We start from the raw sequence: 23,845 nt of genomic DNA, 5'->3' as shown, positions 1-23,845 counted from the left end.
TTGCGGCAAAGGTGAGACGTCGCCGCCTCGTTAAACATTCAGATAATGAGAATGTATTTTTCGGGCAAGCCTTTTTTCACGGGGCGGTGAAAACGCGGTTTTCACGTTCGTAAATTGCGCAGGGATTTGGCAGGAAGTCCTCCGGACCCGTATTCCTGGCGCCTCATTGTGCAGCTTGTTATCGGGCGCTCCGTGGGTCCGAGGGCGAGACTCTGGCGACCACATGCAGCACCCTTCGCAGGCCTCCTCCGCAACGGAAATTCGGCGAATCGATTCGGCTATTTGACCGGGGCGACGTCGGCATCGGCCTTCGCTGAGCCCTGCAGAACCGACAGGGTGCGCGGGTGCGCGAGCACCGCATCGGCGAGGCTGCTTCGGTCAAGCGATTGATAAAAAGCGTTTTTTGCCTCATTCAACCCGCGTACGAGCCCGCAGGCACCGATCAGGATGCAGGTGGAGCAATCGACCAGCCCGCTGTCGCCTTCCATGAAGCGGGCCACTTCGCCCACGCGGATCTCGGCCGCAGGGCGTGCGAGCGTGACGCCGCCCGACCGTCCGCGGGTGCTCTTCAGGAAGCCGCCCTCGACGAGCTGCTGCACGACCTTCATCAGGTTGCTCTGCGACAGGCCATGGGCCCGCGTGATCTCGGAGATGGGAACGACGCGGTCTTGGTGGGCGCCCAGATAGAGGCAGACCCGCAGCGCATAGTCGGTGAATTTCGACAGATGCATCGAGAAACTCGGTCGGTAATTACTTCATTCTGGGCGAATGTAATGCGGGCGCCGGGGAAAGTCACTGGGTGGCGGCACGATTTGCGGCGCGCCCCAAACGTCTCGCGCCGGGCACAGGCTTAGGCGCGGGCGACCAATGCCGGTGCTGTCTCGGTATGGGCCAGCTCGGCCCGCAGGAGCCTTTCGAGCAGGCGGGCCTTCTGGGCGGCGGCGCCGGGATCGTCCCAGAGGTTGCAGAGCTCGGCGGGGTCGGTCTCGAGCTCGTAGAGCTCGCCCCACTGCAACCCCTCGAACACCGAGATGCGATAGCGGGCGTCGCGCAGGGAATGCACGTTCGGGCGTACCCCGATCCCATCCATGGGCGCCTGATGCGCGCACTGGATCAGAACGCTGTCCGGAGGGCTCCCCTCTGCCATCAGATCGCGCCCCTGCAGCCCCCACGCCTGCTCAATGCGGGCGCGCTCGAGGAACGTCGCGCCGATGTCGAGCGTCTGGCCAATCCTGTCGCAGCGCCCGCGCCGGTCACTGGCCGGGTCGGCCCAGATGAACGGCACGCGGGTGATCTGCTCGTATTGCTCCGAGCCTTTGAACAGCAGCTGGTGGTCGCCGAGGTGGTCGCCGTGGCCGGTGACCAGCTCGAAATGGTCGACGCCGTAGAAGGGCGTGGGGACGGCGGGGCTTTCGCCCGCCCAGAACGAGGGCTCCTCGAGGCGGTCGTCTGGCGAGGTAAGGTCGTTGCGGACCGCCTCGCTCAGCTCGCCGTTGGCGCGGTGGAGGCCGGGGCGCGTCTCGGGCCGGGGCAGCACCGGCGGGATGCCGGTGAAGGTTTGCTGGTGGCTCTTGCCGATCAGCGCGATGTCGTAGCCCGCGTCGCGCAACAGATCGACGAAGGTCCCGTTGCGCTTCGACAGCGGGATGCCGTTGAAGCGCACGCCGTGGCCAGAGGGCATCCGGCAGGTCATCAGGCTCGCCCGGTTCGGCATGCAGACCGGGCTGGTCACGTAGAAGCGGTCGAAGGCGAGGCTGCGCTCCGCCAGCGCCTCGATCAGCTTCCATGGATGGCGGCGGATGGCCTGGTTGATCAGGCTCATCGGGAACAGCATCAGGATCGCGGCGATCGAGGCCACGGCGGGCGACAGGCCCGAAACCAGCAGCCAGACGATCAGCGCGATGGGGCCGAAGACCAGCAACAGGTTGATCCAGTCCTGCGCGTCGGGGGCCTCGATCGGCTCGTCGCCCTCGGCGGCGGAGATGCCCGGCTTTTCGGCCTCGAAGAACACCGCGAGGAAGAGGCTCGCGTAGTAGGCGATGGCCGGCACCAGCACCGCCGAGATCACCGCGAGGTAGCTCGCCCCCCCCACGATGTCGGCCATGACCAGCGCGGCGGCGCCCATGATCGGCGGCAGGATCTGCCCGCCGGTCGAGGCCGCGGCGGCGGATCATCGGGATGGTGACGACACCGGTGCCGACCACGTTGGCCACGGCGCTGCCCGAGACGGTGCCCAAGAGCGCCAAGGCCGAGATCTTCGCATAGACCGGACCGCCCCGGAAGCGGCGCATTCAGGTGGAACGAGATGCGGATCATCGAGCTACTCGCGCCACAACCCTCGAGCACGGCACCGAGGATGATGAACGGCAGCACCGTCGACAGCACGATGCCCATGATGTTGCCGAGAATGCCCTGGCTCGCGTCGTACCGGACGTTCTGGGCGATGAATTCGTTCATGTCGCCGACGAGGGTCCGGAACACCCCCGGCCAGTCGGGCCCGGTGGCGAGGTAGAGAAAGACCACGGCACCGAGGATCGCGATGGGGCGCCCCAGAGCCGCCAGCAGGCGATGATCGAGAGCATCGCGGCGATGCCCGCCAGCCATGCCTCGCGGGCGCTGAAGAACATGAAGCTGTCCGTCAGGATCTTGGCGATCACGTAGTGGTCGTAGCAGATCCAGCTCGTCAGCCCCAGCGCCACGGCAAAGGCCGCCACGTGGAATACGGTGAGCCTGCCCTCGCGGGCCTGCCGCAGCGGGTCCCAGACCAGGAAACTGAGGAAACAGAGCCAGTAGAACAGCAGCCGGAACCAGTCGAGCGCGAAGGGCCCGATGCGGGGCAGGACGCCATACGTGGGCAGTGCGCCGATGCGCAGCAGCTCGTGCGAGGCGTCCGAGCCGAGCGTGGCGTGCACGCCCTCGGTCAGCAGCAGCGGAGCGGCCTCGCTGTCGTCCACAATTCAAGCGCTTGCCGCGGGCCTTGGGTCCGGCGGCCGATTTGTCTATTCATATTCCCGCGGCCTGTCGGGACAACCGGCGCCGCGACGAGGCGGGGAACGGGAAGGCATGACATCGGCACGGCCGCAGGCAACGCATCACGCGCGGATCCTCGAGGATCTCCGGGGGCGCATCCTCGACGGGCGCTGGGCGCCGGGGCACCAGCTCGACAAGGAGACCGACCTTGCCGAGGCGCACGGCGTCTCACGCATGACCATGAACAAGGTGCTGACCCAGCTCGCGCAGGAGGGCTATCTCGTGCGGCGGCGGCGCGGCGGCACCTTCGTGGCGCAGCCGCGTGCGCAGTCGGCGGTGATGGAGATCAACGACATCGGCGCCGAGGTCGCGGCGCTCGGGCTCACCCACGACTGGACCCTGCTGCGACGTGAGATCACGCGGCTGGGCGCGGCGGAGTGCGCCTTGCTCGACATGCCGGCGGACGCGGGCACCGGCGAGGTGCTGTTCCTGCAGGGGCTGCACAGCGCGCAGGGGGCACCGTTCTGTCTTGAGACCCGCGCGATCAACCTCGCGGCGGTGCCTGCTGCCCGTGACATGGCCTTCGACGCGACGCCGCCCGGGACGTGGCTGACCCAGACCAAGCCCTGGACCGCCGCGCGCAACACGTTGCGCGCCATCGGTGTCGAAGGGGCGGAGGCGCGGCATCTCGGTCTGCCCGTCGGCGCGGCCTGCCTGCTGATCCTGCGCAAGACCCGGTCCGAGCCCGACTGGGTGACCTGCGTGCGGCTCGTCTACCCGGGCGAGGCGCATCAACTCGTGGCGGAATTCGAGCCCGGACGGGCGTCCTGACGCCCAATCCGTCCGCACATGGCGCGGGTTCCGGCAGGGCCCTCTCCGGGGCCCCGGACACCCGTCGCGCGGGGACAAGACCATTGACTCGGCTGGCGCGGGAACGCAATCATCGGCTTGGCGACCTCTGCCGTGCCGGGCAGCCGTTATTCATGTCCGGCGTGTTTTTTCCCGGAGGGCGCTTGGTCAATGACCGATTTTATGTTCTCGGCCGTGCCCTGACCGGAGCGGCCAACCCTTTGATTTAGGGTCGCATCTCCGAATGCGGCTCGCATGCGTGATGTTTCAGATCTGCCCCTCCGGAAGGGATTTTGATGTTTAGTGGTTTTGCCCCTCGTCGATTCTCGATTCGCGCTGTTGCGCCCTCCCTTCCCGTTTCGCTCAAGACTGCCTGCCTCGTTCTCGCCGTGACCGCCGTCTCCGCCTGCAAGGATGACGCGACCACCGCCGCCCGCCACCTGGAGCGTGCCGGCACCTATGTCGCCGAGGGTGATCCCGCCCGGGCGCGGCTTGAATATCTCAACGCGCTGAAGCTTCAGCCCAACAACCTGCCCGCCCGCCTGGGCCTCGCCGAGCTGCTCAGTGCCTCGGGCGAGCGCGACGCGGCCTATGCCCAGTTCCGGCGCGTGGTGGATCAGGAGCCGAACCACCTCGCAGCCCTTCTGGAGCTCTCGGGGCTGGCGATGGAGCGGCTCGAATGGGCGGATGCGCGCGGCTATACCGACCGCGCCGCGGCGCTGGCGCCCGATGACGCGGGTGTGGCGGTGCGGCTGGCGGTGCTGGCCTATGCCGATGCCTCCGAGACCGGCGAAGCCGAGCGGATTGCCGCGGCCCACGCGGACCTGCTTGCGCTGCGCAGCCCCGAGGCCGTCGCGCTGCTGCCGATGCACTACGCGCTGATCGACGGTTTCGTCCGGCAAGGCGTGCCCGAGAAGGCGATGCAGGAAATGAACGTGGCCCTCGCGCAGGCACCCGGCGACCTGCGGCTGCTCTCGGTGAAGACGCAGCTTCTGCACCGGCTCGGGCGGCAGGACGAGATCGCCGGCCACATCCGCCAGATGATCGCGCTCTATCCCGCCAACGCCGGGCTGCGGACCATGCTCGCCGACTGGTATCTCGAGACCGGCGACATCGACGCCGCCGAAGCCGTCACCCGCGACCGCCCCGATGCGGAGACGGTCGAGGCGAGGCTCGCGGTGGTCCGCTTCCTTGCCCAGCATCGCGGTACCGAGGCGGCGCTGGCCGACCTCGAGCAACTGATCGCCGAAGAGGGCGCGCCGGACGACTACCGTCTTCTGCGCGCCGCCATCCACTTCGACGCCGGCCAGCAGGACGCGGCGCTGGCCGAGGCGCAGGAGGTCGCGCAGGCGGCCCGCGACCGTGGCGAGGCGCCCGCCGGCGCGCTGCTGCTGATCGCCCAGATGCGCGACAAGGCCGGCGACCGCGCCGGTGCGGAAGAGACCCTGCGCGCACTGCTCGCGGATACGCCTCTGCATCTCGAGGCCAACCAGCTGCTCGCGACCTATCTGCTCGACCGCGGCCAGCCGGAGCCCGCGCTGCGGCACCTCGTGGCGGCGCAGTCGGTGAACTCGGAGCAGCCGCAGACGCTGTCGCTTCTGTCCCGGGCCTATGCCGCCTCGGGCGACGCGGTGATGGCGCGGCAGCTCCAGTCCGAGGCCTTCGACGCCTCGGGCCGCGCGCCCGACGCCGCGCTGCGCTACGCGCTGCTGCTGGCAGACGCGGGCAGCGAGAGCGCGGCCATCGACGTGCTCAACGCCTCGCTGGCGCGCTTCCCCGAGGATCTCGGGCTGCTGACGACGCTGGGAGAACAGTACCGCCTCACCGCGCAATGGGAGCGCGCCGCCTCGATCGAGGACCGGCTGCGCCAGATCGGCAGCGGGCAGGCTTTGCTGGTGGCCGAGCGCATCCGTTTCGACCGGCAGGTCGCGCAGGAAGACATCGAGGTTGCCATCGGCTACCTCGACCAGCGCTGGTCCGAGGGGCGCGACAGCGCCGCCAGCTATGCCGCGATCACCCGCGCGAACCTGTCCTCCGGTCATCCGGAGCGTGCCCGCCGGGTGCTGGAACTCGGTCTTTCGCGCTTTCCCGAAGACCGGAACCTTCGCGCCGCCGGCGCCACGCTGGCGATGACCGAGCAGAAGTTCGACGAGGCCGCGGCGATCCTGCAGGAGCTGCTGCAGGACGCGCCGAACAACGAGCCCCTCTGGATCGACCTGCTCCGGGTGCGACAGCGGCAGGACGATCTGGTTGCCGCCGCCGCCGTGATCGATGCCGGGCTCGCGGCCAATCCCGGCGCCGCCCTGCTGCGCTGGGAGCTGGCGCTGAATCGCGAGGCTCGCGGCGACCACGATGGTGCCATCGAGGTCTACGAGGCGCTGCTGGCCGATCATCCGAGCAGCGCACCGGTCCGCAACAACCTCGCCACGCTGCTGTCGACGGCGCGCGAGGACAGCGGGAGCCTCGCGCGGGCGGCCGAGATCGCCGCGCCGCTGGCCGGCAGCCCGGTGCCGCATTTTCTTGACACCTATGGCTGGATCGAGTTCCGCCGCAACGCCTTCGGCCCCGCCGCCGAGGCGCTGACCGCGGCCGCGCTGCAGCTTCGGGACAACCCGAAGGTCCAGTTCCACGCCGCCGAGGCGCTTGCCGCCACCGACCGCGGTGACGAGGCACGCCAGCACTACGAGGCGGTGATCCGGCTTGCAGTCAACGACAACGATCCGCTTGCGGCGCGCGCCCGCGCGGCGCTCGACGCGATGCCTGCCGACGGCACGAAGGCGGCGAATTGAGCGTCGGGGACACATACCCGGCGCTCGCCGCCGATCGCGGGGCCGAGCTGCGCGTGGCCGGGCTCTGGCTGCTGGCGCTTGCCTGCGCCGCGCCGGTGTTCGCGCTGGGGCTGGGCGAGCTGGCCGCCAACTGGATGACGCCGGTCTATTCGCACGGGCCCATCGTGGTCGCGATGGCGCTCTGGATCGGGCTGCGCACCCTGCGCGACGAGCCCCGCGCGCTGCGTCGCCATCCTGCCTTGGTGATCTGGCCGGGGGTGCTGCTGGCGCTGCTCGGCATCGCCGGGGGGCTGGTCGGCACGCTCGGGCGGATCGGCGATGTCTCGGCCTATGGGCTGATCCCGTGGATCGCGGGGGGTCTGGTCGTGAGCCTGGGCTGGGCCCGGGCCCGGCGGTTGTGGCTCTCGGTGGCGCTGCTGCTGCTGGCCCTGCCGCTGCCGCAGGTGCTGTACTGGAAGGTGACGACGCAGCTGCAGGCGCTGGCCTCGGAGCTCGCGGCGTGGATGATCTCTGCGATGGGCATGTCGGTCTATCTCGACGGCAACATCATCGACCTCGGCGTCTACCGGCTGCAGGTGGCCGAGGCATGCTCGGGACTGCAATACCTTTTCCCCATCGTGGCCTTCGCCGTGCTCTTCGCCACCATCAGCCGCGAGCCGGCCTGGCGCCGCGTGGCGCTGGTGCTGCTGGCCGCGCCGCTCGCCGTGGCGATGAACGCGCTGCGCATCGCGATCACTGCGCTGGTCGTGGAGCACTACGGGGTGAGCGCGGCCGAGGGCTTCCTGCACGCCTTCGAGGGCTGGGCGATCCTGCTCGCCGCCATCGCCGTGCTGGTGGGGGTGATGCTGCTGTTGCGGGCCTGTTTTGGCCGGGGTACGCAGCGCGGCCCGATGCTGGACCTCGACATTTCGGGCACCGGCGAGGTGCTGGGCCGCGTGCTGCACGTGCCACCCGCCCGGGCGATTGGCGTGCTCTCGGTGGTCGCGCTGGCGGCCGGGGTTATGGTCCTGGTACTGGGCAGCAGCCAGCCCGAGGCTTCGGGGAGGATGACGTTCGACCGCTTCCCGCAGCGCGTCGGTGCCTGGCCGGGCGTGCGGGGCGCGCTCGATCCGGCGGTCGCGCAGGTCGTGGCGGCGGATGACTACCTCAACACCACTTATTTCGAACCGGGGAGCATGGCCCCGGTGCAGATCTTCTCGGCCTTCTATCACAACCAGACGCGGGGGGCCGCGATCCACTCGCCCGAGATCTGCCTGCCTGCCAACGGCTGGGAAGTGTCCGAGATCGGCACTCGCGAGCTCGACATGAGCGCCGCCGGCTATGGCCGTTTCGACGCCAACCGCGCGGTGGTGACCAAGGGCACCGACCGCCAGCTCGTCTATTACTGGTTCGAGCAGCGCGGTCGCCGCGTTGCCAACGACCTTGCCGTCAAGCTGGGTGTGCTTGCGGACGAGGTGCTGCACGGGCGCAGCGACGGGGCGCTTTTGCGCTTCACCACGCCCATCGACGACAGCGCCGGTGGCCTCCTGGCGGCCGAGGCGCGGGTTCGGGACCTCATGCGGCAGGCACTGCCGCAGATGCCGGGGTTCATTCCGTTTTGAGACCAGAAACAGTTTTTTTGACGAATTCTGAGAGGGGCACAGGACATTGATGGCACGGATTTTCACAGCTCGCGGCACTGCATGCCGCCTTGTCATTCGGACCACCGCAGCGATGGGGCAGGGGCAATGCTGAGCCTCGCCTTCTCCTCGCGCGGAAAGCACGCCGAGCCGCGTCCGGAGCGCCCGGCGAAACCCGCGGCGCGGACCCGTCCCACCCGGGTGCTCGCCATCGCCTCGGCTGGCGGGCACTGGCAGCAGCTGATGGAGCTCCGCCCGGCCTTCGAGGGCTGTGACGTGCTCTTCGCGACGACGCTCAAGGGCCTGCCGCAGGAATTCGACGCGGCACCGTCTATCATCGTGCCCGACTGCAACCGCAACGACGTGCTGCGGATGCCGTGGATGGTGCTGACCATCGGCGCGCGGCTGCTGGCCTACCGTCCCGATGTCGTGATTTCGACCGGGGCGCTTCCGGGGCTCGTCGCCCTCACGCTGGCGAAGGTGATGCGGGCCCAGACCATCTGGGTAGATTCGATCGCCAACGCCGAGGAGATGTCCATGTCCGGTAAACACGCGCGCCGGGTCGCCGATCTCTGGCTCAGCCAGTGGCCGCATGTCGCGGAGGCGGAGGGCGCGGACTATTACGGAGCGATACTATGATCTTCCTGACCGTCGGTACCCAGCTCGCCTTCCCGCGCCTTGCCCGCGCCATGAACGACTACGCGGCCAAACATGACGAGCAGATCATCGCGCAGGTGGGCGGCGACGATGCAGACCTGCCGAACCTCGACGTCCGCCAAATGCTGCCGCCGGACGAGTTTGTCGACATCTTCCGCCGCGCCCGTGTCGTGGTCGCTCATGCCGGGGTCGGGACGATCCTGTCCGCCCGCCGCTACAAGCGGCCGCTGGTGATCGTGCCGCGTCGCCATGCGCTGGGTGAGCATCGCAACGATCACCAGCTTGCGACTGCACAGGCACTGGTCGGCCTGTCCGGCCTGCATGTGGCGTGGGAAATCGAGGACCTGCCGAAGCTGCTCGACGGAGGGGTGCTGAAGTCGGCCGACGGCAGCACGGGCAGCCGTCATGCCGCGCTGGTGGATGGGATCGGCCAGTTCATCGCGTCTGGCGGCAAGGGCATGGCGCCCGCCCGCACCCCTGGGATTGTCAGTCAGAAAGTGGTGTCACGGGCGCCATGACAGCGCCCGCTGCACGCCCAGATAGATGGTGTTCTCGCTCTCTGCGTCTTCGTCGCCGGTGCGGCTCCGCTCGTGCGAGAAGCTCGCGACCATATCGATGTCGCTGGTGAGCTGCCGGGTCAGGGACATGTCGAGTTCGAGCTTGCGCACGCTCTCTGAGCCTTCGGTGAAGTAGTCGTAGTTGCGGTAGGCCAGCCCGGTCTGGAAGTTGGTGACGTCCGACAGGGCGTAGCTGTAGCCAACGCTGACCTGATCGACGAGCGTCTCCTCACCGAAGATGCTGGTGTTCACGCTCCGCTGGTAGCCCGCTTCGAGGCTGCCATTGCGCGACTCGCGCCCGTAGCCGACTTGCAGAAGCCCGTCGACGTCTCCGTCGCCGCCGCGCGACAGGCCCGCCGACCAGTCGAATTCACCGAGCCGGAGCTCATGACTGCGCCCGGCGCGGACCTCGACCCGGGTGCCATCATCCGTCAAGATACTGCTGAGATCGAAGCGCGCCTCGCCATTCGGAAGGTCGCGCAGGATTGCCAGAGCGAACGTCGGGCCGCGGTCGGTGCTTGTGGGGCCGCCGTCGGCGCTTTCCTCGATCTCGACGTAGTTGAGGTCGAGCGAGGCCCGCAGGCTTTCTGAAATCCGCAGGTCGGCGCCGGTGCCGAAGGTGGTGGTGGTGCGGTCGGTGCCGGTTCCCTCGGACTCGGTGTCCTCGACACGGGCGGTGAGGCGCAGGTCCAGTCGGGGATCGACGGTGAAACGCAGCGTCAGGTCTGAATCGCGGCTGACGTAGTCGTTGAGCGAGCCATCGGTAAGGTCGGTGTAGTTCACACGCCGGACCCCGAGGCCGAAGTCCCCTCCGAACGGGGCTTCCTTCCCGAATGTGAGCCGCGCGCCGAGGCGGGTGTCGTTGCGGTAGCCGGTGTCGTTGCGAAGTTCGATCGAGTCCGGCGTTTCGTCGAGCACCAGCGTGCCAATCTCCTGCCGCAGGAAGCTGGCGAAGGCCTCGAACTCGGCGTTCTTGCCGGTGCGGCGATAGGAGAAGCGCAGTTCGGGGTCGGCCAGCTCGAACTCGTCGTCGGCGTCCGGGTACTCGAGCCCCGTGCTGATACCAAGCTCGAACCCCTGCGTGCGGGTTACAGAGCCGAGGGAGAACGCCAGATCGCCGCGTGCGCGCGTTCCGTCGTCGTCCGAGATGACGCCGATGCCGGTCGTGGCGGAAGCGGTGATGCCGCCTGCTTCCTGTGCCATGGCGCTGTATGTGGTCAGACCGGCTGCAGCGGCGAGGATCGCTGCGGCCGGTATCTTGAAACCGTTGTGCATGGGCGTGCCCTTACTCGAACAGGCGGCGCTCCGGCACCACGATCACGTCCCCCTCGATCAGCGAGATGTCACGGTTGAGCGCAGCCCCATCCATGATCGCCCGGTAGTTGACGCGGTAGACCTTCTGCGCGCGGGTCACAGGATCGGTTCGGCGCAGTTGGAGCCGCTTGGTCGCGGCGAAGGGCGTCAGCCCGCCGGCCTGCGACAGCGCCTGCAGGAAGGTGGTGCCCGGCTTTACCTCGATCATGCCGCTGCTGCCGACCTCACCCATGATGTAGACCGAGATGACCGGCTTGGGGGCGGGTTCCCTCGGCGCTGCGGGCTCGCGCGGGGCGGGCTGGACACCGATGAAGACGTTGGGCGTGGCCGCGAAGTTGCCGGCGATGGCCTGGGTCACCGAGGCGCGGATCTGATCCGCCGTGCGCCCGGCCGCGGGCAGCGATCCGGCGAAGGGGAACGAGAAGCGCCCGTCGGGAAGCACCACGACGCTGCGGTTGAGCGAGGGATCTTCGAGAACCTCGACCTGCAGCGTATCGCCGGCGCGCACCCGGTATTCCGATTGCGCCATCGCGGTGCCGGAAACCAGGCAGAGCATCAGCGCGAAAAAGTATTTGAACAGAACCTGCATCGAACCGACCTTCCTCGTGTCGCGTACGGAAAATTGATTCCATGATTGGAGCGTATATGCACGGGAAATGCTGGAGAAAACGCAGAAGCGCGCCGTTACGCCGGATCCTGTCACCGGGACGACACGCTCTCTGACGTCAATTCCGGCGTTCAGACGCCGGTTGCGCGGAAAACCACGGTGATGGTCCGGCGCAGGATGTGGACGTCCGTCCCGAGGGACAGTTCCCGGTCGTAGGCACTGTCGAAGCGCGCGCGCTCGACGAAGTCGCTGAGGTGGCGTTCGGAAATCTGCCACGGGCCGGTGATGCCGGGGCGCAGCCGGTAATAGGCGCGGCCCGGGTAGAGCTCTTCCTGCGAGGGCATCATCGGGCGCGGCCCGACCAGCGACATGTCCCCGCGAAGCACGTTCCAGAGCTGCGGCAGCTCGTCGACCGAGGTCTTGCGGATGAGCTTGCCGATGGCGGTGACGCGCGGGTCGTTCTTCAGCTTCTGCGTCGCGTCCCATTCCTTGCGGGCGTCGGGATTGGCGGCGAGATGGTCCTCGAGCATCGCGTCGGCGCCATGCACCATGCTGCGCAGCTTCCACATCCGGAACAGGCGGCCACCCTGGCCGACGCGGATCTGGCTGTAGAACGGGTTGCCGCCGTCGATCGCGACCAGCGCCGCGAAGAGCGCGATCACGGAGAGGGCAGTTGGCAGCATGAAGATGACGCACATCACGTCGAGCGCGCGCTTGAACAGGCCGCGGTACCAGTTGATGTCACCGGCGAAGACATAGGAATGTTCGAAATCAAGTGCTTGGGAGGTTCTCCCGTGGTCATCCTCTTCGACATAGCTTTTCATAGGATGATACCTGCAATCTTAAAAATCATTTCAAATCCCCCAAAAATGGCGGCTTAGGTAAAAGTAACTGCGCGGAGTCCAACCCGGGTCATCCGACCCTTGCCTGTCCGCAACCATGAAATCTAACGAACCGCTGAGACAAAAACGTGCGGCCCGCGTGTAACCAATAACCCTCACCACGGCAGCAGCAAGGGATCCTCGAAAAAATACCAGCGACCGAAGCGCTCAACCTGTAATTAATTGATCACATGCGGTCTGGGCAACATCATTTCACGCCATGGGATAGACATTTTCAATGATTCGTTGCCCGATCCATGCTCCGGCCCTAGACAGGCCGCACCGGACGCCTCATCCTTTGTCATGAGCGGCGCCTTGCGTCTGATTCCGATTTTCATTTTACACAATTTCATGGGCGACACGTGGCAAGCGAGCTTTTCAACTCACACTTCGGCTTTCGGGAGACGCCATTTGCGCTGACGCCGGACCCTGAGTTCCTGTACTGGTCTGCGCTGCACCGCAAGGCCTACACCGTTCTCGAATATGGCGTCGTGACCGGCGCGCCGATCACCGTCCTGACGGGCGAGGTCGGCGCCGGCAAGACCACGCTCCTGAGGCGTCTGCTCGGGTCGATCACCGCGGACCTCACCGTCGGGCTGATGTCGAATGCGCAGGCCGATCGCGGGGACCTGCTGCGCTGGGTGCTCGCAGCCTTCGGGCTCGACGCTCCCGACCGCGCCGATCCGGTCGCAATGTTCCACGCCTTCCAGGACTTCGTGGTCCGCGAATATTCGGAGGGGCGCCGGGTTCTGCTGATCATCGACGAGGCCCAGAACCTCGGGGCGCGGCGGCTCGAAGAACTGCGGATGCTCACCAACGTGAACTCGGGCAAGGACGAGCTTCTGCAGCTGGTGCTGGTGGGGCAGCCCGAGCTCAAGGGCCTGCTGCGCTCGCCCAACCTGCGCCAGTTCGCGCAGCGGGTGTCGATCTTCTACCATCTCAAGCCGCTCGATCACGAGGGCACGACACAGTATATACAGCACCGCCTGCGCCACGTCGGCGGCAAGGGCGACGAGTTCAGCGCCGCGGCGGTGGCACGCATCTACAGCGAGTCGCACGGCGTCCCGCGCGTCACCAACAAGCTCTGCGAACTGTCGCTGGTCTATGCCGCCATGTCGGACAGCCCGACGGTCGAGCTCGAGCATGTCGTCGAAGTGCTCGACGACGGGCTCTTCATCGATACCGAGCCATTCGTCCTCGGTCCCGATGCGCTGAGCAAGGCGGCGGAATAGGGCTGTCGATACGTTCGGGCTGTGCCCGACAATTCGCCGGGACTCCGTGTAAGAAATCCGCACATCTCGTTCCGTATGGGAGTTGCGGCAGCGAATGCTTGAAATGAACATTTCGATGCTACATTGATACCTCGTATATGTATCTGACGAGGTATCAGTGTCGCAGGACGGGCAGACTGATTTCCAAACGCAAACTCCGGTGTTGCTTCTGGCACTCGCCGTGTCGAGCCCAGTGTTCTGGATCGTCCTGGCGATTGCGCTGCATTCGGGATCCGGACTGGCGACATCGCTGCTCTGGGCGGTGGCCTCTACCCTTGCGTCCTTCGGGTCTGCCTATGTGTTGCTCTACCTTCGCAAGCGGCTGACCGAGGCGAATCTTCGCGCCGAAGCTGCAGCGAAACCCGGCGCGCCGGAACCGCATAGGTAGAGTAAATTCCGCCATCACACCCTATTGTTGACATTTGCCGGCCGGGTAGTCATTCGTTGTCCGGTCGCCGGAAATATACTTCATATATTTCGGGGGCTTCATCCTTAGACACGTTTGCGACCTTGAGATTTCCCTCAGATCGGGCAAACTATTGGAACAAATTTTTATATTGGGTGAAGCATAGACATGGTCATACCGCGATATATTCCCAGCCTACTAGCGGCCCTGGTTCTTGCCGTTTTCACCAGTGTCCCGCAGCAAGTCGCTGCAGAAACCTATCCCACCTTCACCATCGACCTTGATCAGTCGGAGATCTCCGTCACCACGGCGAGCTGTGCCTCCAACTGCGGTGTCGCGGGCAGCTTCTCGCAGTCCGGCGAAGTCGACGTGAACTTCTCGGGCAATGGCGATGTGGTCGCCCTGTCCAACCTCATCCAATGGACAATGGCCGCCCCGGCCGCGGTCTTCGGGGGTATCTACAACGTCACGCTCGACCTGTTCTTCTCGGCGCCCGATGAGCAGGCGTCCTCCACGAAGGGGGGCGGTCTTTTCTGGTCCTTCCTCGGTATCGTTTCCGGCGGCACCGTGGCCTGGATAGATGCCTACCAGACGGTGAGCTTTGATCAGGGGTCCGACATCGGCGTATGGCTCGAGAAAGGATCGGCCTTCTCGTTCGGCAAGACGGTCGCGAGCGACGTCTACCTGGTCGCCGAGAACCTCGTCCCGCTTGATGCTCCCGCGCCGACCCCGGTCCCGCCGCTGCTTCCGGTCTTGGCGCTGGCTCTCGGTGGGCTGTTCTACTGGGGAAAACGTCAGAAGCCGGCTCTGCCAGTCTGACATCTTCCATCTTCTGAATTCCGCTGCCCGATCTGGCCCAAGCCAGGTCGGGTTTGCTTTTCGCTGACGCGGAATCAGGAGGCGTATTCGCCCAACTCCAGGCCAAGCCGTTCAGCCAGCATGTGGGCGCGCCGCAGGCCGACGTCCGACCAGTCGAAGGCGCGCACGCCCTTGGTCGAGCGAGCCGCCCATTGCGCGCGCGTCTCGGGATCGAGGGCGAAGTCGCGCAGCGCCGTGGCGATGCTTCCGGGATCCAGGGGATCGACGATGCGCACGTGGCCGGCATCCCCAAGCCGTCCGCCGCCCATCGTCGTCGCGATGATCGGCAGCCCGCGCGCCGCGGCCTCGTAGGTCACCAGCGGATCGCCCTCCTCAAGCGAAGGCAGAACGAAGGCGTCTGCCTGAGAATAAAGCGCATCGACGTCCCGGACGAAACCGAGCGTGCGCACGTCGTCGCGTTCGAGGTGGGGCGCGAAGCGTTCCTGCAGCGCGGGCTCGAGCTGGCCCGCGATCCAGAGCTCCGCGTCGATCCCCGCTTCGAGCCAACCGCGAAGCAGCAGGTGCAGGCCCTTGCGAACGCTGCCCCAGCCGACGAAGAGGAACACGGGGCGGTTCCGTCGCACAGGAGACAGGTCGGGTGCGGGCGCCCGGTCGAGATCGACGCCGTAGCTGGTCGAGAGCAGCGCCGATTCGGGTAGCTGCGAACCGACAAGTGCGCTCTCCACGCCAGGGCTGGGCGCAAAGAAGATGTCCGTCATCGCCAGCTTCTCTTCTTCCTCGGCGATTCTTGCGTCAGTAATGCCATGCCCCGGGGAGAGCCCCTCGGCGTCATAGGCCTCGTCGAGAATCGTCCGGGCCGAGGCCATGCGGGAGTTGATTCCCTCTCCTACGATCGGCACCCCGAGACTCTTGGCCCAGTGGTAGGCCTGCAGGCTCGCGTGGGGCCAGAGATAGGCGATGTCGCCTTCGCGAAGCGTCCTGCGGAAGCAGAGTTCGGACCGTCGAGTCGCGGTTGCCTCGACGTATTTGTAGGGGAGGGATGCCAGAAATCCCGGCAAGGCGGTCTGATAGCTCACGCCCGGGCGTTTCGCGCGGGCACGGTTCACGAAAAGCGGTCCGGACAGACCGCCGCGCGCCATCGCCGAAAGCAGGGAGGCGCAGGTCTGGCTGGGGCCAACGCCATCGGCGGCCATCGGCAGAAGTGTAAGAAGACGTGTCAGCGTGCCGCTCGCTTCTCGAAATCAAAAGCTAAAAATATCTTGTATTACAACCTTGCCTGACGGCGCATGCAGGTCAATGCTTGCAATGTTCCGGCAACCCGGGCATGGTTCAGCTATTGATATTATCAACGCCAACTCCTTTTTGGGAAGCGTTTTCTGATGCTGAATATTACCAGTTCCGATCCGGTGCTTTCAATTGTCGTGGTCAGCTACAATACACGTGAGATGACACTGGAGTGTCTTCGCTCGATAGTTGCAGAGACACGGATTCCTTATGAAGTGATCGTCGTCGACAACGATTCGAATGACGGATCCGCCGAAGCAATCGCCGCAGAATTCCCGACCTTCGTGCTCATGGCCGAGACCGAGAATCACGGCTTTGCAAAGGCCAACAACATCGCCGCGCAGCGCGCCCGAGGCGAATACCTCCTTCTTCTCAATCCCGACACGGTGGTCCTCGACGGGGCGCTCGACAAGCTCGTGAGCTTTGCCGAACGCCGCCCCTCCGCGCGGATCTGGGGTGGGCGGACGCTCTACGGCGACCGATCGCTCAACGTGACCAACTGCTGGCGGCGGATGACGCTCTGGGGGCTCACTTCGCAGGTGCTGGGGCTCAACTCGATCTTCCGTGACAGCGCGATCTTCAACCCCGAGGGCTACGGCGGCTGGCCGCGCGACACCGAGCGCGAGGTCGATATCGTCACCGGTTGCCTGCTGCTCATCCGGCGCAGCTTCTGGGAAGAGCTCGGTGGCTTCGATCTCTGTTTCCGCATGTACGGCGAAGAGGCGGACCTCTGCCTGCGCGCACGGGCATACGGCGCACGGCCGCTGATGACGCCCGGGGTCGAGATCGTTCACTACAAGGGCGCCTCTGAGAAGGTGCGCGCTGACAAGCTCGTACGGCTGATGCGCGGCAAGATTTCGCTGCTCGACGTTCACATGACCGGGCTTGCGCATCCTGTCGGCCGCCTTCTGCTGTCGCTCTGGCCGCTGAGCCGTGCCGTCTATTCCACCCTGCTCGGGCGTCGCGAATCCGCTCGCACTTGGCGCGAGGTCTGGTCACGGCGCGGCGAGTGGCGCGATGGCTGGCCAAGAGACATCGCCACGTCACCAGTGACGGCCAAAGCGGTCTGAGCCCATGGCCAAGGCTGCCGCACTGCCAGGCACCGCAAGCGCCAACACGATCCGGGTGATTCCGGAGAGCACGAGCACCCTCGGCGTGGGGATGGTCGCGCTCTTTATCGTGGCGCTTCTGGTTCCGCTGGTTATCCAGGTCGGCCCGCTGCGGCTGTCCTTTTATCGTGTCGTTCTGCTGGCGACCTTCTTCCCGACCGTCGTCCAGATCTTCCGCAACCCGTCCATCCGGATCTGCAGCGTCGACATTCTCGTCACGGCATTCACCTTCTACGTGGCCTTGTCCTTCGCCGTGACCGGGGCATCGGTCGCCACCATCGGCATCCACATCGTCGAGACGCTGGGGCCCTACTGCCTCGCGCGGGCCTTCATCCGCACCTCCGAAGATTTCATCCGCTGCGCCCGGGTTTTCGTGCTCTGCATCATCCTGACCATCCCATTTGCGCTTTACGAGAACGTCACGCGGGACCCCATCGTCCTGACAGTGCTCGGCAAGTTCCTGAAGGTGCTCCCGAACGTCCCGCACGAGCAACGCTTCGGGCTCGACCGCGCGCAGGTCGTATTCGATCATCCGATCCTTTACGGACTCTTCTCTGCGGGCGGATTCTCGTTCGCGCTCTACACGTGGCGCCTGCGCTCGGGCACCCGGCCGGCGTTCGTCGCCGGGGCGCTGGTTGGCCTCGCGGCTTTCCAGTCGCTGTCCTCCGCTGCGCTGGTCTGCGTCGCGCTTCAGGCGGGGCTCTTCGCCTACGACCGCATTATGCGAGCGTGGCGGGGGCGGTGGGCCGCGCTGCTCTGGAGCGGCGGCACCCTCTACACGGTGCTTGAACTGGCATCGAACCGCTCGATGGCGCAGATTTCGATCTCGTTCCTCGCGATGAATCCGGGCACCGCCTGGACCCGCCTCCTGGTGAACGAAGCCGCGGTCGAGGAGATCAAGAAGTTCCCCTTCTTCGGAGCCGGACTCGGATACGAATGGCACCCGCCGTCACACGTGGTCACCACCAGCATCGACAACTTCTGGCTCGCGGTGGCCTTTCGCAACGGCTACCCCTCCGCTGCCCTCATCCTCGCTGCGGCGCTTGCAGCGCTGATCGTGGTCGGGCGCGTCCGCCAGGAGGACGAGCGCGTGCGGGCCTGCCAGACGGCGTTCTGTATTACACTGGCCTCACTCTCGGTGTCGATCTTCACGGTTCACCTGTGGAATGCCAGCTATGTCCTGTTGTTCTATCTGCTGGGCTGCGCGCTTTGGGTGCGGGACGCGCCGGCTGCGGTGGAAACGACCGCGCCGGAGACGGATGAGGCCGATACGGGCTCGCGTGTCCAATATACCCGCTTCGCGTCGCGGGAAAATTCGAGGGTGCTCAGAGGAGCTCCTCCCGTGAACCGGACCCAGTCCTCCGCCGCATCGCAGTCGGCGAGTCCCCCCAACCATGCAGCACCGCTCCGGTCGACCGGACGGGTGCCCCCCATTGGAGACTAGAGACAATGGCACTTCGCGACCAGCTTGCACGAAGCCTTCCCGTTCCCCTGCGGCGTACGATCTACAACCAATACCGGGCCTTCAGCCTCCTCAGAAACCGCATTACCGCCCGCGATGGCGTGGTGACCCTCAACGGTGTCCGGCTGCACGCCGATGCCGCCAAGCTGGGACAGGAAGTCGTCGACCTGATCCTGCGCGGTGACTATGAGGGGCGCGAGGCGCGCATGGTGCGCATGTTCCTCGAGCCCGAGGATGTGGTCATCGAGCTTGGCGCCGGCATCGGCTACATCGGCATGCTCTGCGCGCAGACGGTCGGCGTTGAGAACGTTCACAGCTTCGAGGCCAACCCGCTGATGGAGCCGGTGATCCGGGCCAACTACGCGCTCAATGCCGGGGCCCCGCACCTCTCCATCGGGTTCCTGACCGATCATGATGGCGAGGCGACGCTGCACGTCCCCGAACTGTTTTGGGCCGCCTCGACGACCCCGATGGCCGGTGCGCGCGAAGTTCGCACGCCCTGCATCGAGCTTAACCGGACGGTGGCCGAGATCCGGCCGAGCTTCCTCATCATGGATATCGAGGGCGGCGAGATCGACGTCATCCAGCATCTCGCGCCGTCCACGATCCGCAAGGTTGCGATGGAGCTGCACCCGGGTGTGGTCGGTGAGGAGGCCATCGCCGACATGGAGGCCAAGCTGCGCGACATGGGGTTCGAGCGGCGCTGGATCTCGAATGCGGGAGAACACGCGTATTATGAGCGCGCCGACTGAGAATCGCGGATCCGGAGACCCTACGTTGAGTGAAGTACCGACAGTTTCTGTCGTTTTGCCAGTGCACAACCGCAGCAGCCTCGTGACGCGCGCCATCGACAGCGTGCTCGGGCAGACGTACCGCGATATTGAGTTGATCGCCGTCGACGATGCGTCCACGGACGACACGCCCGACACGCTCGCGCGATACTCCCACGATCCCCGTTTCCGGACGGTGCGCAACGCGCAGAACCTTGGCGCGGCGGGCACCCGGAACGTCGGCATCGGGCTCGCCCGTGGGCGCTACCTGGCGTTCCAGGACAGCGACGACCGCTGGTTCCCCGAGAAGTTGGAAACCCAGCTCAAGGTGCTGCAGGCGAGCGCGGATTGCCGCGCCTGTTACAGCGGCGCGGTCTATTATTCGAAGGAGCATAGCTACTACATTCCGCGCGAAGGGGCGCACGGAGCGCCGAAGGGCGACATCTTCGCCGACACGCTGATGATCAATCCGACGACGCCGCAGACGCTGCTGATCGAGCGCAGCCTGCTGACCGAGACCGGGGTGTTCGACGATACCCTGCGGATCAACGAGGATTGGGATCTCGCGCTGCGACTGGCCCGTGCCACGCCGTTCGCCTTCGTGCCCGAGCCCTTGGTGATGATCTACCGAACTCCGGACAGCGTCTCGTCGCACATGGCGCGGGACACCGCTTTCCGGGTCCGCATGCTTGATCAATATGCCGAAGATTTCGCGCACAATACCGCGGCGCGGAGCCGGCAGAACTACGTCCTCGGAAGCCAATACCTCGCGCTCGGCGATCATCGGAACGCTATGCGCTACTTCGCCGAAGCGATGCGCGACGTCCCGTCGTCGCGCGGGGCGGCACAGATGCTGCGGGTGGCGCTGGGCTGGTCGCCCCGAGGGGCGAGGAAAGGGCGATGACCTACACCGCCGCAATCATCATTCCCCATTTCAACGACGGGGCGCGGCTGGCCCGCTGCCTCGAGGCGCTGGCCCCGCAGATGCGGCCCGAGGTCGAGGGGATCGTCATCGACAACGGTTCGCGCCAGCCGCCCGCAGTGCCGGCGCCCTTCCGGCTGGCGCACGAGCCGCTGCCCGGTGCCGCCAACGCGCGCAACCGCGGGGTGGCGCTTTCCGCGGCGCCGCGGCTGTTCTTCATCGACGCCGACTGCCTGCCGGCCCCCGACTGGCTTGATACGGCGCTGGCCGTTGCCGACCATGGCGATCTCGTGGGCGGGGCGGTCAGCGTCTTCGACGAGACGCCACCGCCGCGCACCGGGCCGCAGCTCTTCGAGGCGATCTTCGCCTTTGATAACCGCACCTACGTGGAACAGAAGGGCTTTTCGGTCACCGCGAACCTGCTGACCACCCGCGCTGTCTTCGACGCGGTGGGACCGTTCGAACACGGGCTCTCCGAGGACTTTGACTGGTGTCACCGTGCACGCGACAAGGGGTTCTCGATCGTCTACGCCGAGAGCCTCCGCGTTGGTCACCCGTCACGCGGCGACTGGGCCGCGCTTCGCAAGAAGTGGAAGCGTCTGACGGAAGAGAGCTTCGCTCTGAACGGCACCGGGCCGCGGGCCAAGCTGGCCTGGGCGATGCGCGGCTTGATCATGCCGCTCAGCATATTGGCCCATGCGCCGCGTGTTCTGTCGGCGCCCGGTGCCAATGCCGAGGAAAAGCTGCGCGCAGTGGGGACGCTCGCGCGGATCCGTCTGGTGCGGATGGGCTGGATGTTTGCACAGCTCCTGCGGACCGACGGGGCCGGCACGCAGGGCTGATCCGCTCCGTTACCGGCCCAGCAGCTCGCGCAAGCGCTTCTGCGCCCCGTAGCGGGTGCCGAGCGCCACCGGCGAGCCGGCGGCCGGAACGTAATCCTGCCAGGCCCTGCCGTTGCCTGCGAAGAGCTTGGCGAAATGGTTCGGAGCGCTTGCCCGGGTCGAATAGACGTAATTGTCGCCGACCGTGGCGTTGCCCTGGTTAATGATCCCGGCAGTTACGTTTCCGTCGACAACAACGCCGCTCGTGGTCGAGTTGACGCGAATGGTCCCGCCGCCACCTTTCGGCCAAGGCAGCACGGTGTTGTTCAGGACCTTCACGCCGCCCGAGGTGTTGGCGACAATGATCGTGTTGGGCGTGCCGCCCATCACCAAGTTTTCCTCGATAAGGATGTTGTTTCCGCCAATGGCGAGCGGTTGCATCCAGAGCTCACGGTCGCCGGTCGACGGATCGTCATAGATCAGGTTGCCCCGGATCACGATGTCATGCGGCCAGTCGGCGCCACGGTTGATGAACTGGATGCCGTCAGCGTGGGTATAGGTGCCATCCGGGTATCTTTGCGGGGCCGCATCCTCGAGCGAGTTGTTCTGGATCGTGCCTTGCGAGGACGCGCCGATGATCCGGATGAGGTCGTCATTGATGCCACCCGGCACGCGTCCAATGACGTTGCCGGAAATGTCGAACGTATCCACGGTATCGAAGTTCAGGGTCGCGGGAATGTCGTTCCCCTGCAGCTCTATGTTGCTGCTGAATAGAGCCTCGGACCAGGCTTTGAGCCTCGAGTTGACTATCCGGACCTTGTCGGCATCCTTGATCACGAGCCTTTCGGTCACCGTAACGCCGTCGATGATCAGGTTCCCGCCGGAGACCGTGAACGTTCCGAAGACAGCACCACCCGGGCTCGACGCTCGTAGCGAGACGGTCGCGGGGAACGCACGATCAATGGTCAGGTCGCCGTAGTCGCCGTCGGGAAGCGAGATGACCTCGCCGCCCTTTGCGCCCTTCAGCGCAGCGATGAGGTCCTGCCGGTCGTCTGCGTGAGCGGTATCGGCAACCATCATCGTGGCGAAGAGAGCGATCATGGCGCTGCGCAGGCCCGGTTTCGGTCGCCAGCCTGCTGTACGGCGCGCGCGTTCTGCCGCGCTTGTCTGGCTCGAGGTCATGTCAGGGCCTGTTGGATAGGTATGACGCAAGCGATTGCCGTTCCGGCTCCTTGAGGCGCGTGCGCTTGTTCAGGCGCCCATGCTTTTTTGCCGAAAGGGCCGAGCGATATGTCATCAGGGCAGTGGATGTGCCGGGAAAGGCGCGCAGGCTGGCGTCAGACATGTTGGGAAACGAAGCGGCGAAAGCGCTTGGCCAACACGCGCTGAATGCGTGGGATGCGATCGATTGCACGAGTCAGACGACTCGGTTTCCAGCTATTCCAGGCCGAGTTTTTGAGCGCCTCGACCCAGCGGTCCAGATATGGGTGGGTACAGCCATCCTCCCACGGCTTGGGGCGGCCTGAATAGTGTATGATATAAGGGTCCTGCAAAAGCGCCTGAAAGACCTCGGCCGAGTAGGGGGTGTCCCGTGCTGCATCCAGCTTGAACACCGATGCCATCTGGTTCCATCTCGGATCGACGAGTTTGAAGCTGTCGTGAAAGACGATGTTGAGCGCGTCATTGTCGGGAAAGGTCAGATCTGGATAGTTTCTGAGGCATTCAATCAGCTCGGACGCGCGGGTCTTGGTGAATTCTTTCATGTCGAACACCAGCACGCCCGACTGGAAATAACTGTCGCCATCTTCGATTCCGTAGCGCGAGATGTCCTCCGGTGACAGCAACGCTCTCAGTCTCTTGATGTGGTCGTTCGAGGTGGGAAGGTCCTGGATCGCAAGCAGTCCCGCTCCGTCGAACGGCGTGTTCCAGAGGGGGGACAGGTCGGTCGCTACGATGATGTCCGTGTCCAGATAGATCGCTCTGTCGATATTCGGGATAACTTCAGAAATCAGGAGCCTGGCATAGGCCGCGGGAGGATAGGGTCGATTGGAGGATGTAAAGAGGTCTTCCAGAAGCTTCCGGTTTTCTCCGGTGATTTCGTGCCAACAGAGCGTGTCATCCCTTCCATCAAATTGTGACGCGATGCTTTTTCTGTTGGATCGGCTGATACGGTATGAGAGGACGTGGATATTCATCGGCGTCCCTTCGGCTCTGTTTTCAAGGGCGGATGCAATTGAAACGCCGAGCGGAAGGGCTTGTATGTTGTCACATGCGTAAACGACATTTATTCTTTTGTCTGGCTGGTGGGTGGAAATAGACATCCGTGATCCTGATGAGCTGAGCGTTCAAATGCAGTGTGTTAGAAAAATCGGACTTGTCAGAATTCTTAGCATTACCGGGTCTTCGTCGCAACGTTTGATGGGTGCGCGCAGCATTGGGGCAGAAGTCGGCATCGGGACATGATGGCCCTTTTCCAGCTGAGGTCAGGCCGCGCGTTCGATCTCGGCTGTCGGGGGTCCGGAGGCCCTCGAGGTGATCCGCTGGCCGAAGGATTTCAGGGTCCTCATCCGGGCCTCGACCCGGCTGCGGACATGATAGCGGGACCACCTTTTCCAGATCGCCCGGCCGAGGCGCCGGGTTGCCCTCAGGATCTCGTTGCGGACCAAGGCGGCGGGGTAATCTTCTTTCCAGAGGCGGCCATTTCTGCGGATTAGAGCGGCGGCATGACTGCCCCCGGC

General features: G+C 65.4%; 22 protein-coding genes and 2 pseudogenes. 13 read left to right on the top strand and 11 right to left on the bottom strand.

Annotation, left to right across the window (positions count from 1 at the left end; translation table 11 throughout):
- Positions 1-278: 278 nt before the first annotated feature.
- The 4 genes and pseudogenes from HC022_RS02280 to HC022_RS02270 all read right to left on the bottom strand — a co-directional run bounded on the left by HC022_RS02280 (position 279) and on the right by HC022_RS02270 (position 2,954).
- Positions 279-731 carry an Rrf2 family transcriptional regulator gene (locus HC022_RS02280; RefSeq protein WP_008887324.1) on the bottom strand — a complete coding sequence of 151 codons (453 nt, stop codon included), beginning with the start codon at positions 729-731 and terminating at the stop codon, positions 279-281.
- 119 nt (positions 732-850) lie between these two features.
- Positions 851-1,822, bottom strand: coding sequence for a sulfatase (locus tag HC022_RS02275; protein ID WP_254884876.1), 972 nt, complete (start codon positions 1,820-1,822; stop codon positions 851-853).
- Positions 1,823-1,858: 36 nt separating this feature from the next.
- Positions 1,859-2,291, bottom strand: a pseudogene (locus HC022_RS28925) (TRAP transporter large permease subunit); the annotation flags it as partial.
- A 162-nt stretch (positions 2,292-2,453) separates the two neighbouring features.
- Positions 2,454-2,954: a hypothetical protein gene (locus HC022_RS02270; protein ID WP_167451171.1), complete on the bottom strand. Its 501-nt coding sequence runs from the start codon at positions 2,952-2,954 to the stop codon at positions 2,454-2,456.
- 109 nt (positions 2,955-3,063) lie between these two features.
- Here HC022_RS02270 and HC022_RS02265 point away from each other — a divergent pair, with 109 nt between their 5' ends.
- The 5 genes from HC022_RS02265 (at position 3,064) to HC022_RS02245 (ending at position 9,402) form a co-directional block, all read left to right on the top strand.
- Positions 3,064-3,801: a UTRA domain-containing protein gene (locus HC022_RS02265; RefSeq protein ID WP_167451170.1), complete on the top strand. Its 738-nt coding sequence runs from the start codon at positions 3,064-3,066 to the stop codon at positions 3,799-3,801.
- 407 nt (positions 3,802-4,208) lie between these two features.
- Complete coding sequence (locus tag HC022_RS02260) at positions 4,209-6,608, top strand: tetratricopeptide repeat protein (protein ID WP_167451169.1); 2,400 nt, start codon at positions 4,209-4,211, stop codon at positions 6,606-6,608.
- Positions 6,605-8,209, top strand: coding sequence for a VPLPA-CTERM-specific exosortase XrtD (gene xrtD, locus HC022_RS02255; RefSeq protein ID WP_167451168.1), 1,605 nt, complete (start codon positions 6,605-6,607; stop codon positions 8,207-8,209). Before HC022_RS02260 ends, xrtD begins: the two co-directional genes overlap by 4 nt.
- A 126-nt stretch (positions 8,210-8,335) precedes the next feature.
- The gene (locus tag HC022_RS02250; RefSeq protein WP_008886669.1) at positions 8,336-8,866 is read left to right on the top strand and encodes a glucuronosyltransferase; all 531 of its coding nucleotides are present in this window, start codon (positions 8,336-8,338) and stop codon (positions 8,864-8,866) included.
- On the top strand, positions 8,863-9,402 hold the full coding sequence (locus HC022_RS02245; protein ID WP_167451167.1) for a glycosyltransferase: 540 nt from the start codon (positions 8,863-8,865) through the stop codon (positions 9,400-9,402). Before HC022_RS02250 ends, HC022_RS02245 begins: the two co-directional genes overlap by 4 nt.
- Here HC022_RS02245 and HC022_RS02240 read toward each other — a convergent pair.
- From HC022_RS02240 to HC022_RS02230, 3 genes are all read right to left on the bottom strand, one after another.
- The gene (locus tag HC022_RS02240) at positions 9,388-10,716 is read right to left on the bottom strand and encodes a hypothetical protein (RefSeq protein WP_167451166.1); all 1,329 of its coding nucleotides are present in this window, start codon (positions 10,714-10,716) and stop codon (positions 9,388-9,390) included. The genes HC022_RS02245 and HC022_RS02240 overlap by 15 nt on opposite strands.
- Positions 10,717-10,726: 10 nt before the next feature.
- On the bottom strand, positions 10,727-11,344 hold the full coding sequence (locus HC022_RS02235; RefSeq protein WP_167451165.1) for a polysaccharide biosynthesis/export family protein: 618 nt from the start codon (positions 11,342-11,344) through the stop codon (positions 10,727-10,729).
- Positions 11,345-11,493: 149 nt separating this feature from the next.
- Complete coding sequence (locus HC022_RS02230) at positions 11,494-12,186, bottom strand: sugar transferase (RefSeq protein ID WP_167451164.1); 693 nt, start codon at positions 12,184-12,186, stop codon at positions 11,494-11,496.
- A gap of 419 nt (positions 12,187-12,605) precedes the next feature.
- On the opposite strand from HC022_RS02230, the gene HC022_RS02225 reads away from it, so the two are divergent.
- The 3 genes from HC022_RS02225 to HC022_RS02215 all read left to right on the top strand — a co-directional run bounded on the left by HC022_RS02225 (position 12,606) and on the right by HC022_RS02215 (position 14,739).
- Positions 12,606-13,475 carry an ExeA family protein gene (locus tag HC022_RS02225; protein ID WP_008887274.1) on the top strand — a complete coding sequence of 290 codons (870 nt, stop codon included), beginning with the start codon at positions 12,606-12,608 and terminating at the stop codon, positions 13,473-13,475.
- Between the two features lie 157 nt (positions 13,476-13,632).
- On the top strand, positions 13,633-13,902 hold the full coding sequence (locus HC022_RS02220; RefSeq protein WP_131822000.1) for a hypothetical protein: 270 nt from the start codon (positions 13,633-13,635) through the stop codon (positions 13,900-13,902).
- A gap of 186 nt (positions 13,903-14,088) precedes the next feature.
- Complete coding sequence (locus HC022_RS02215) at positions 14,089-14,739, top strand: hypothetical protein (protein WP_167451163.1); 651 nt, start codon at positions 14,089-14,091, stop codon at positions 14,737-14,739.
- A 74-nt stretch (positions 14,740-14,813) separates the two neighbouring features.
- Here HC022_RS02215 and HC022_RS02210 read toward each other — a convergent pair whose 3' ends face one another.
- Positions 14,814-15,845, bottom strand: a complete 1,032-nt coding sequence (locus HC022_RS02210; RefSeq protein ID WP_167451162.1) for a glycosyltransferase family 4 protein — start codon at positions 15,843-15,845, stop codon at positions 14,814-14,816.
- Between the two features lie 273 nt (positions 15,846-16,118).
- On the opposite strand from HC022_RS02210, the gene HC022_RS02205 reads away from it, so the two are divergent.
- From HC022_RS02205 to HC022_RS02185, 5 genes are read left to right on the top strand one after another with little or no spacing between them, the layout of a single operon-like run.
- Complete coding sequence (locus HC022_RS02205) at positions 16,119-17,093, top strand: glycosyltransferase family 2 protein (protein WP_008887041.1); 975 nt, start codon at positions 16,119-16,121, stop codon at positions 17,091-17,093.
- A gap of 4 nt (positions 17,094-17,097) precedes the next feature.
- Positions 17,098-18,576 (top strand): O-antigen ligase, encoded by a 1,479-nt coding sequence (locus HC022_RS02200; protein WP_167451161.1) that lies wholly within the window; start codon positions 17,098-17,100, stop codon positions 18,574-18,576.
- 5 nt (positions 18,577-18,581) lie between these two features.
- On the top strand, positions 18,582-19,346 hold the full coding sequence (locus HC022_RS02195) for an FkbM family methyltransferase (protein WP_167451160.1): 765 nt from the start codon (positions 18,582-18,584) through the stop codon (positions 19,344-19,346).
- On the top strand, positions 19,309-20,268 hold the full coding sequence (locus HC022_RS02190; RefSeq protein WP_368484597.1) for a glycosyltransferase family 2 protein: 960 nt from the start codon (positions 19,309-19,311) through the stop codon (positions 20,266-20,268). The genes HC022_RS02195 and HC022_RS02190 overlap by 38 nt, the downstream gene beginning before the upstream one ends.
- On the top strand, positions 20,265-21,128 hold the full coding sequence (locus tag HC022_RS02185) for a glycosyltransferase family 2 protein (protein WP_167451158.1): 864 nt from the start codon (positions 20,265-20,267) through the stop codon (positions 21,126-21,128). Before HC022_RS02190 ends, HC022_RS02185 begins: the two co-directional genes overlap by 4 nt.
- A 9-nt stretch (positions 21,129-21,137) precedes the next feature.
- Here the strand turns inward: HC022_RS02185 and HC022_RS02180 are convergent, their stop codons facing one another.
- The 3 genes and pseudogenes from HC022_RS02180 to HC022_RS02170 all read right to left on the bottom strand — a co-directional run.
- Entirely contained in the window at positions 21,138-22,289 is a 1,152-nt protein-coding gene (locus tag HC022_RS02180; protein WP_167451157.1) for a right-handed parallel beta-helix repeat-containing protein, read from the bottom strand.
- A gap of 155 nt (positions 22,290-22,444) precedes the next feature.
- Positions 22,445-23,428 carry a glycosyltransferase family 8 protein gene (locus HC022_RS02175; protein WP_167451156.1) on the bottom strand — a complete coding sequence of 328 codons (984 nt, stop codon included), beginning with the start codon at positions 23,426-23,428 and terminating at the stop codon, positions 22,445-22,447.
- A 204-nt stretch (positions 23,429-23,632) separates the two neighbouring features.
- Positions 23,633-23,845, bottom strand: a pseudogene (locus HC022_RS02170) (IS5/IS1182 family transposase); the annotation flags it as partial.

It is taken from the genome of Salipiger sp. HF18, assembly GCF_011806505.1.
Classification (GTDB): domain Bacteria; phylum Pseudomonadota; class Alphaproteobacteria; order Rhodobacterales; family Rhodobacteraceae; genus Salipiger; species Salipiger thiooxidans.
This window is presented reverse-complemented; position numbering and strand designations above follow the sequence as displayed.

What these genes read in the sequence shown, in the direction of transcription:
- HC022_RS02280 (WP_008887324.1), bottom strand. Translation starts at nt 731, where the DNA reads ATGCATCTGTCGAAATTCACCGACTATGCGCTGCGGGTCTGCCTCTAT.
- HC022_RS02275 (WP_254884876.1), bottom strand. Translation starts at nt 1,822, where the DNA reads ATGAGCCTGATCAACCAGGCCATCCGCCGCCATCCATGGAAGCTGATC.
- HC022_RS02265 (WP_167451170.1), top strand. Translation starts at nt 3,064, where the DNA reads ATGACATCGGCACGGCCGCAGGCAACGCATCACGCGCGGATCCTCGAG.
- HC022_RS02250 (WP_008886669.1), top strand. Translation starts at nt 8,336, where the DNA reads ATGCTGAGCCTCGCCTTCTCCTCGCGCGGAAAGCACGCCGAGCCGCGT.
- HC022_RS02245 (WP_167451167.1), top strand. Translation starts at nt 8,863, where the DNA reads ATGATCTTCCTGACCGTCGGTACCCAGCTCGCCTTCCCGCGCCTTGCC.
- HC022_RS02240 (WP_167451166.1), bottom strand. Translation starts at nt 10,716, where the DNA reads ATGCACAACGGTTTCAAGATACCGGCCGCAGCGATCCTCGCCGCTGCA.
- HC022_RS02235 (WP_167451165.1), bottom strand. Translation starts at nt 11,344, where the DNA reads ATGCAGGTTCTGTTCAAATACTTTTTCGCGCTGATGCTCTGCCTGGTT.
- HC022_RS02230 (WP_167451164.1), bottom strand. Translation starts at nt 12,186, where the DNA reads ATGAAAAGCTATGTCGAAGAGGATGACCACGGGAGAACCTCCCAAGCA.
- HC022_RS02215 (WP_167451163.1), top strand. Translation starts at nt 14,089, where the DNA reads ATGGTCATACCGCGATATATTCCCAGCCTACTAGCGGCCCTGGTTCTT.
- HC022_RS02205 (WP_008887041.1), top strand. Translation starts at nt 16,119, where the DNA reads ATGCTGAATATTACCAGTTCCGATCCGGTGCTTTCAATTGTCGTGGTC.
- HC022_RS02200 (WP_167451161.1), top strand. Translation starts at nt 17,098, where the DNA reads ATGGCCAAGGCTGCCGCACTGCCAGGCACCGCAAGCGCCAACACGATC.
- HC022_RS02195 (WP_167451160.1), top strand. Translation starts at nt 18,582, where the DNA reads ATGGCACTTCGCGACCAGCTTGCACGAAGCCTTCCCGTTCCCCTGCGG.
- HC022_RS02190 (WP_368484597.1), top strand. Translation starts at nt 19,309, where the DNA reads ATGCGGGAGAACACGCGTATTATGAGCGCGCCGACTGAGAATCGCGGA.
- HC022_RS02185 (WP_167451158.1), top strand. Translation starts at nt 20,265, where the DNA reads ATGACCTACACCGCCGCAATCATCATTCCCCATTTCAACGACGGGGCG.
- HC022_RS02180 (WP_167451157.1), bottom strand. Translation starts at nt 22,289, where the DNA reads ATGACCTCGAGCCAGACAAGCGCGGCAGAACGCGCGCGCCGTACAGCA.
- HC022_RS02175 (WP_167451156.1), bottom strand. Translation starts at nt 23,428, where the DNA reads ATGTCTATTTCCACCCACCAGCCAGACAAAAGAATAAATGTCGTTTAC.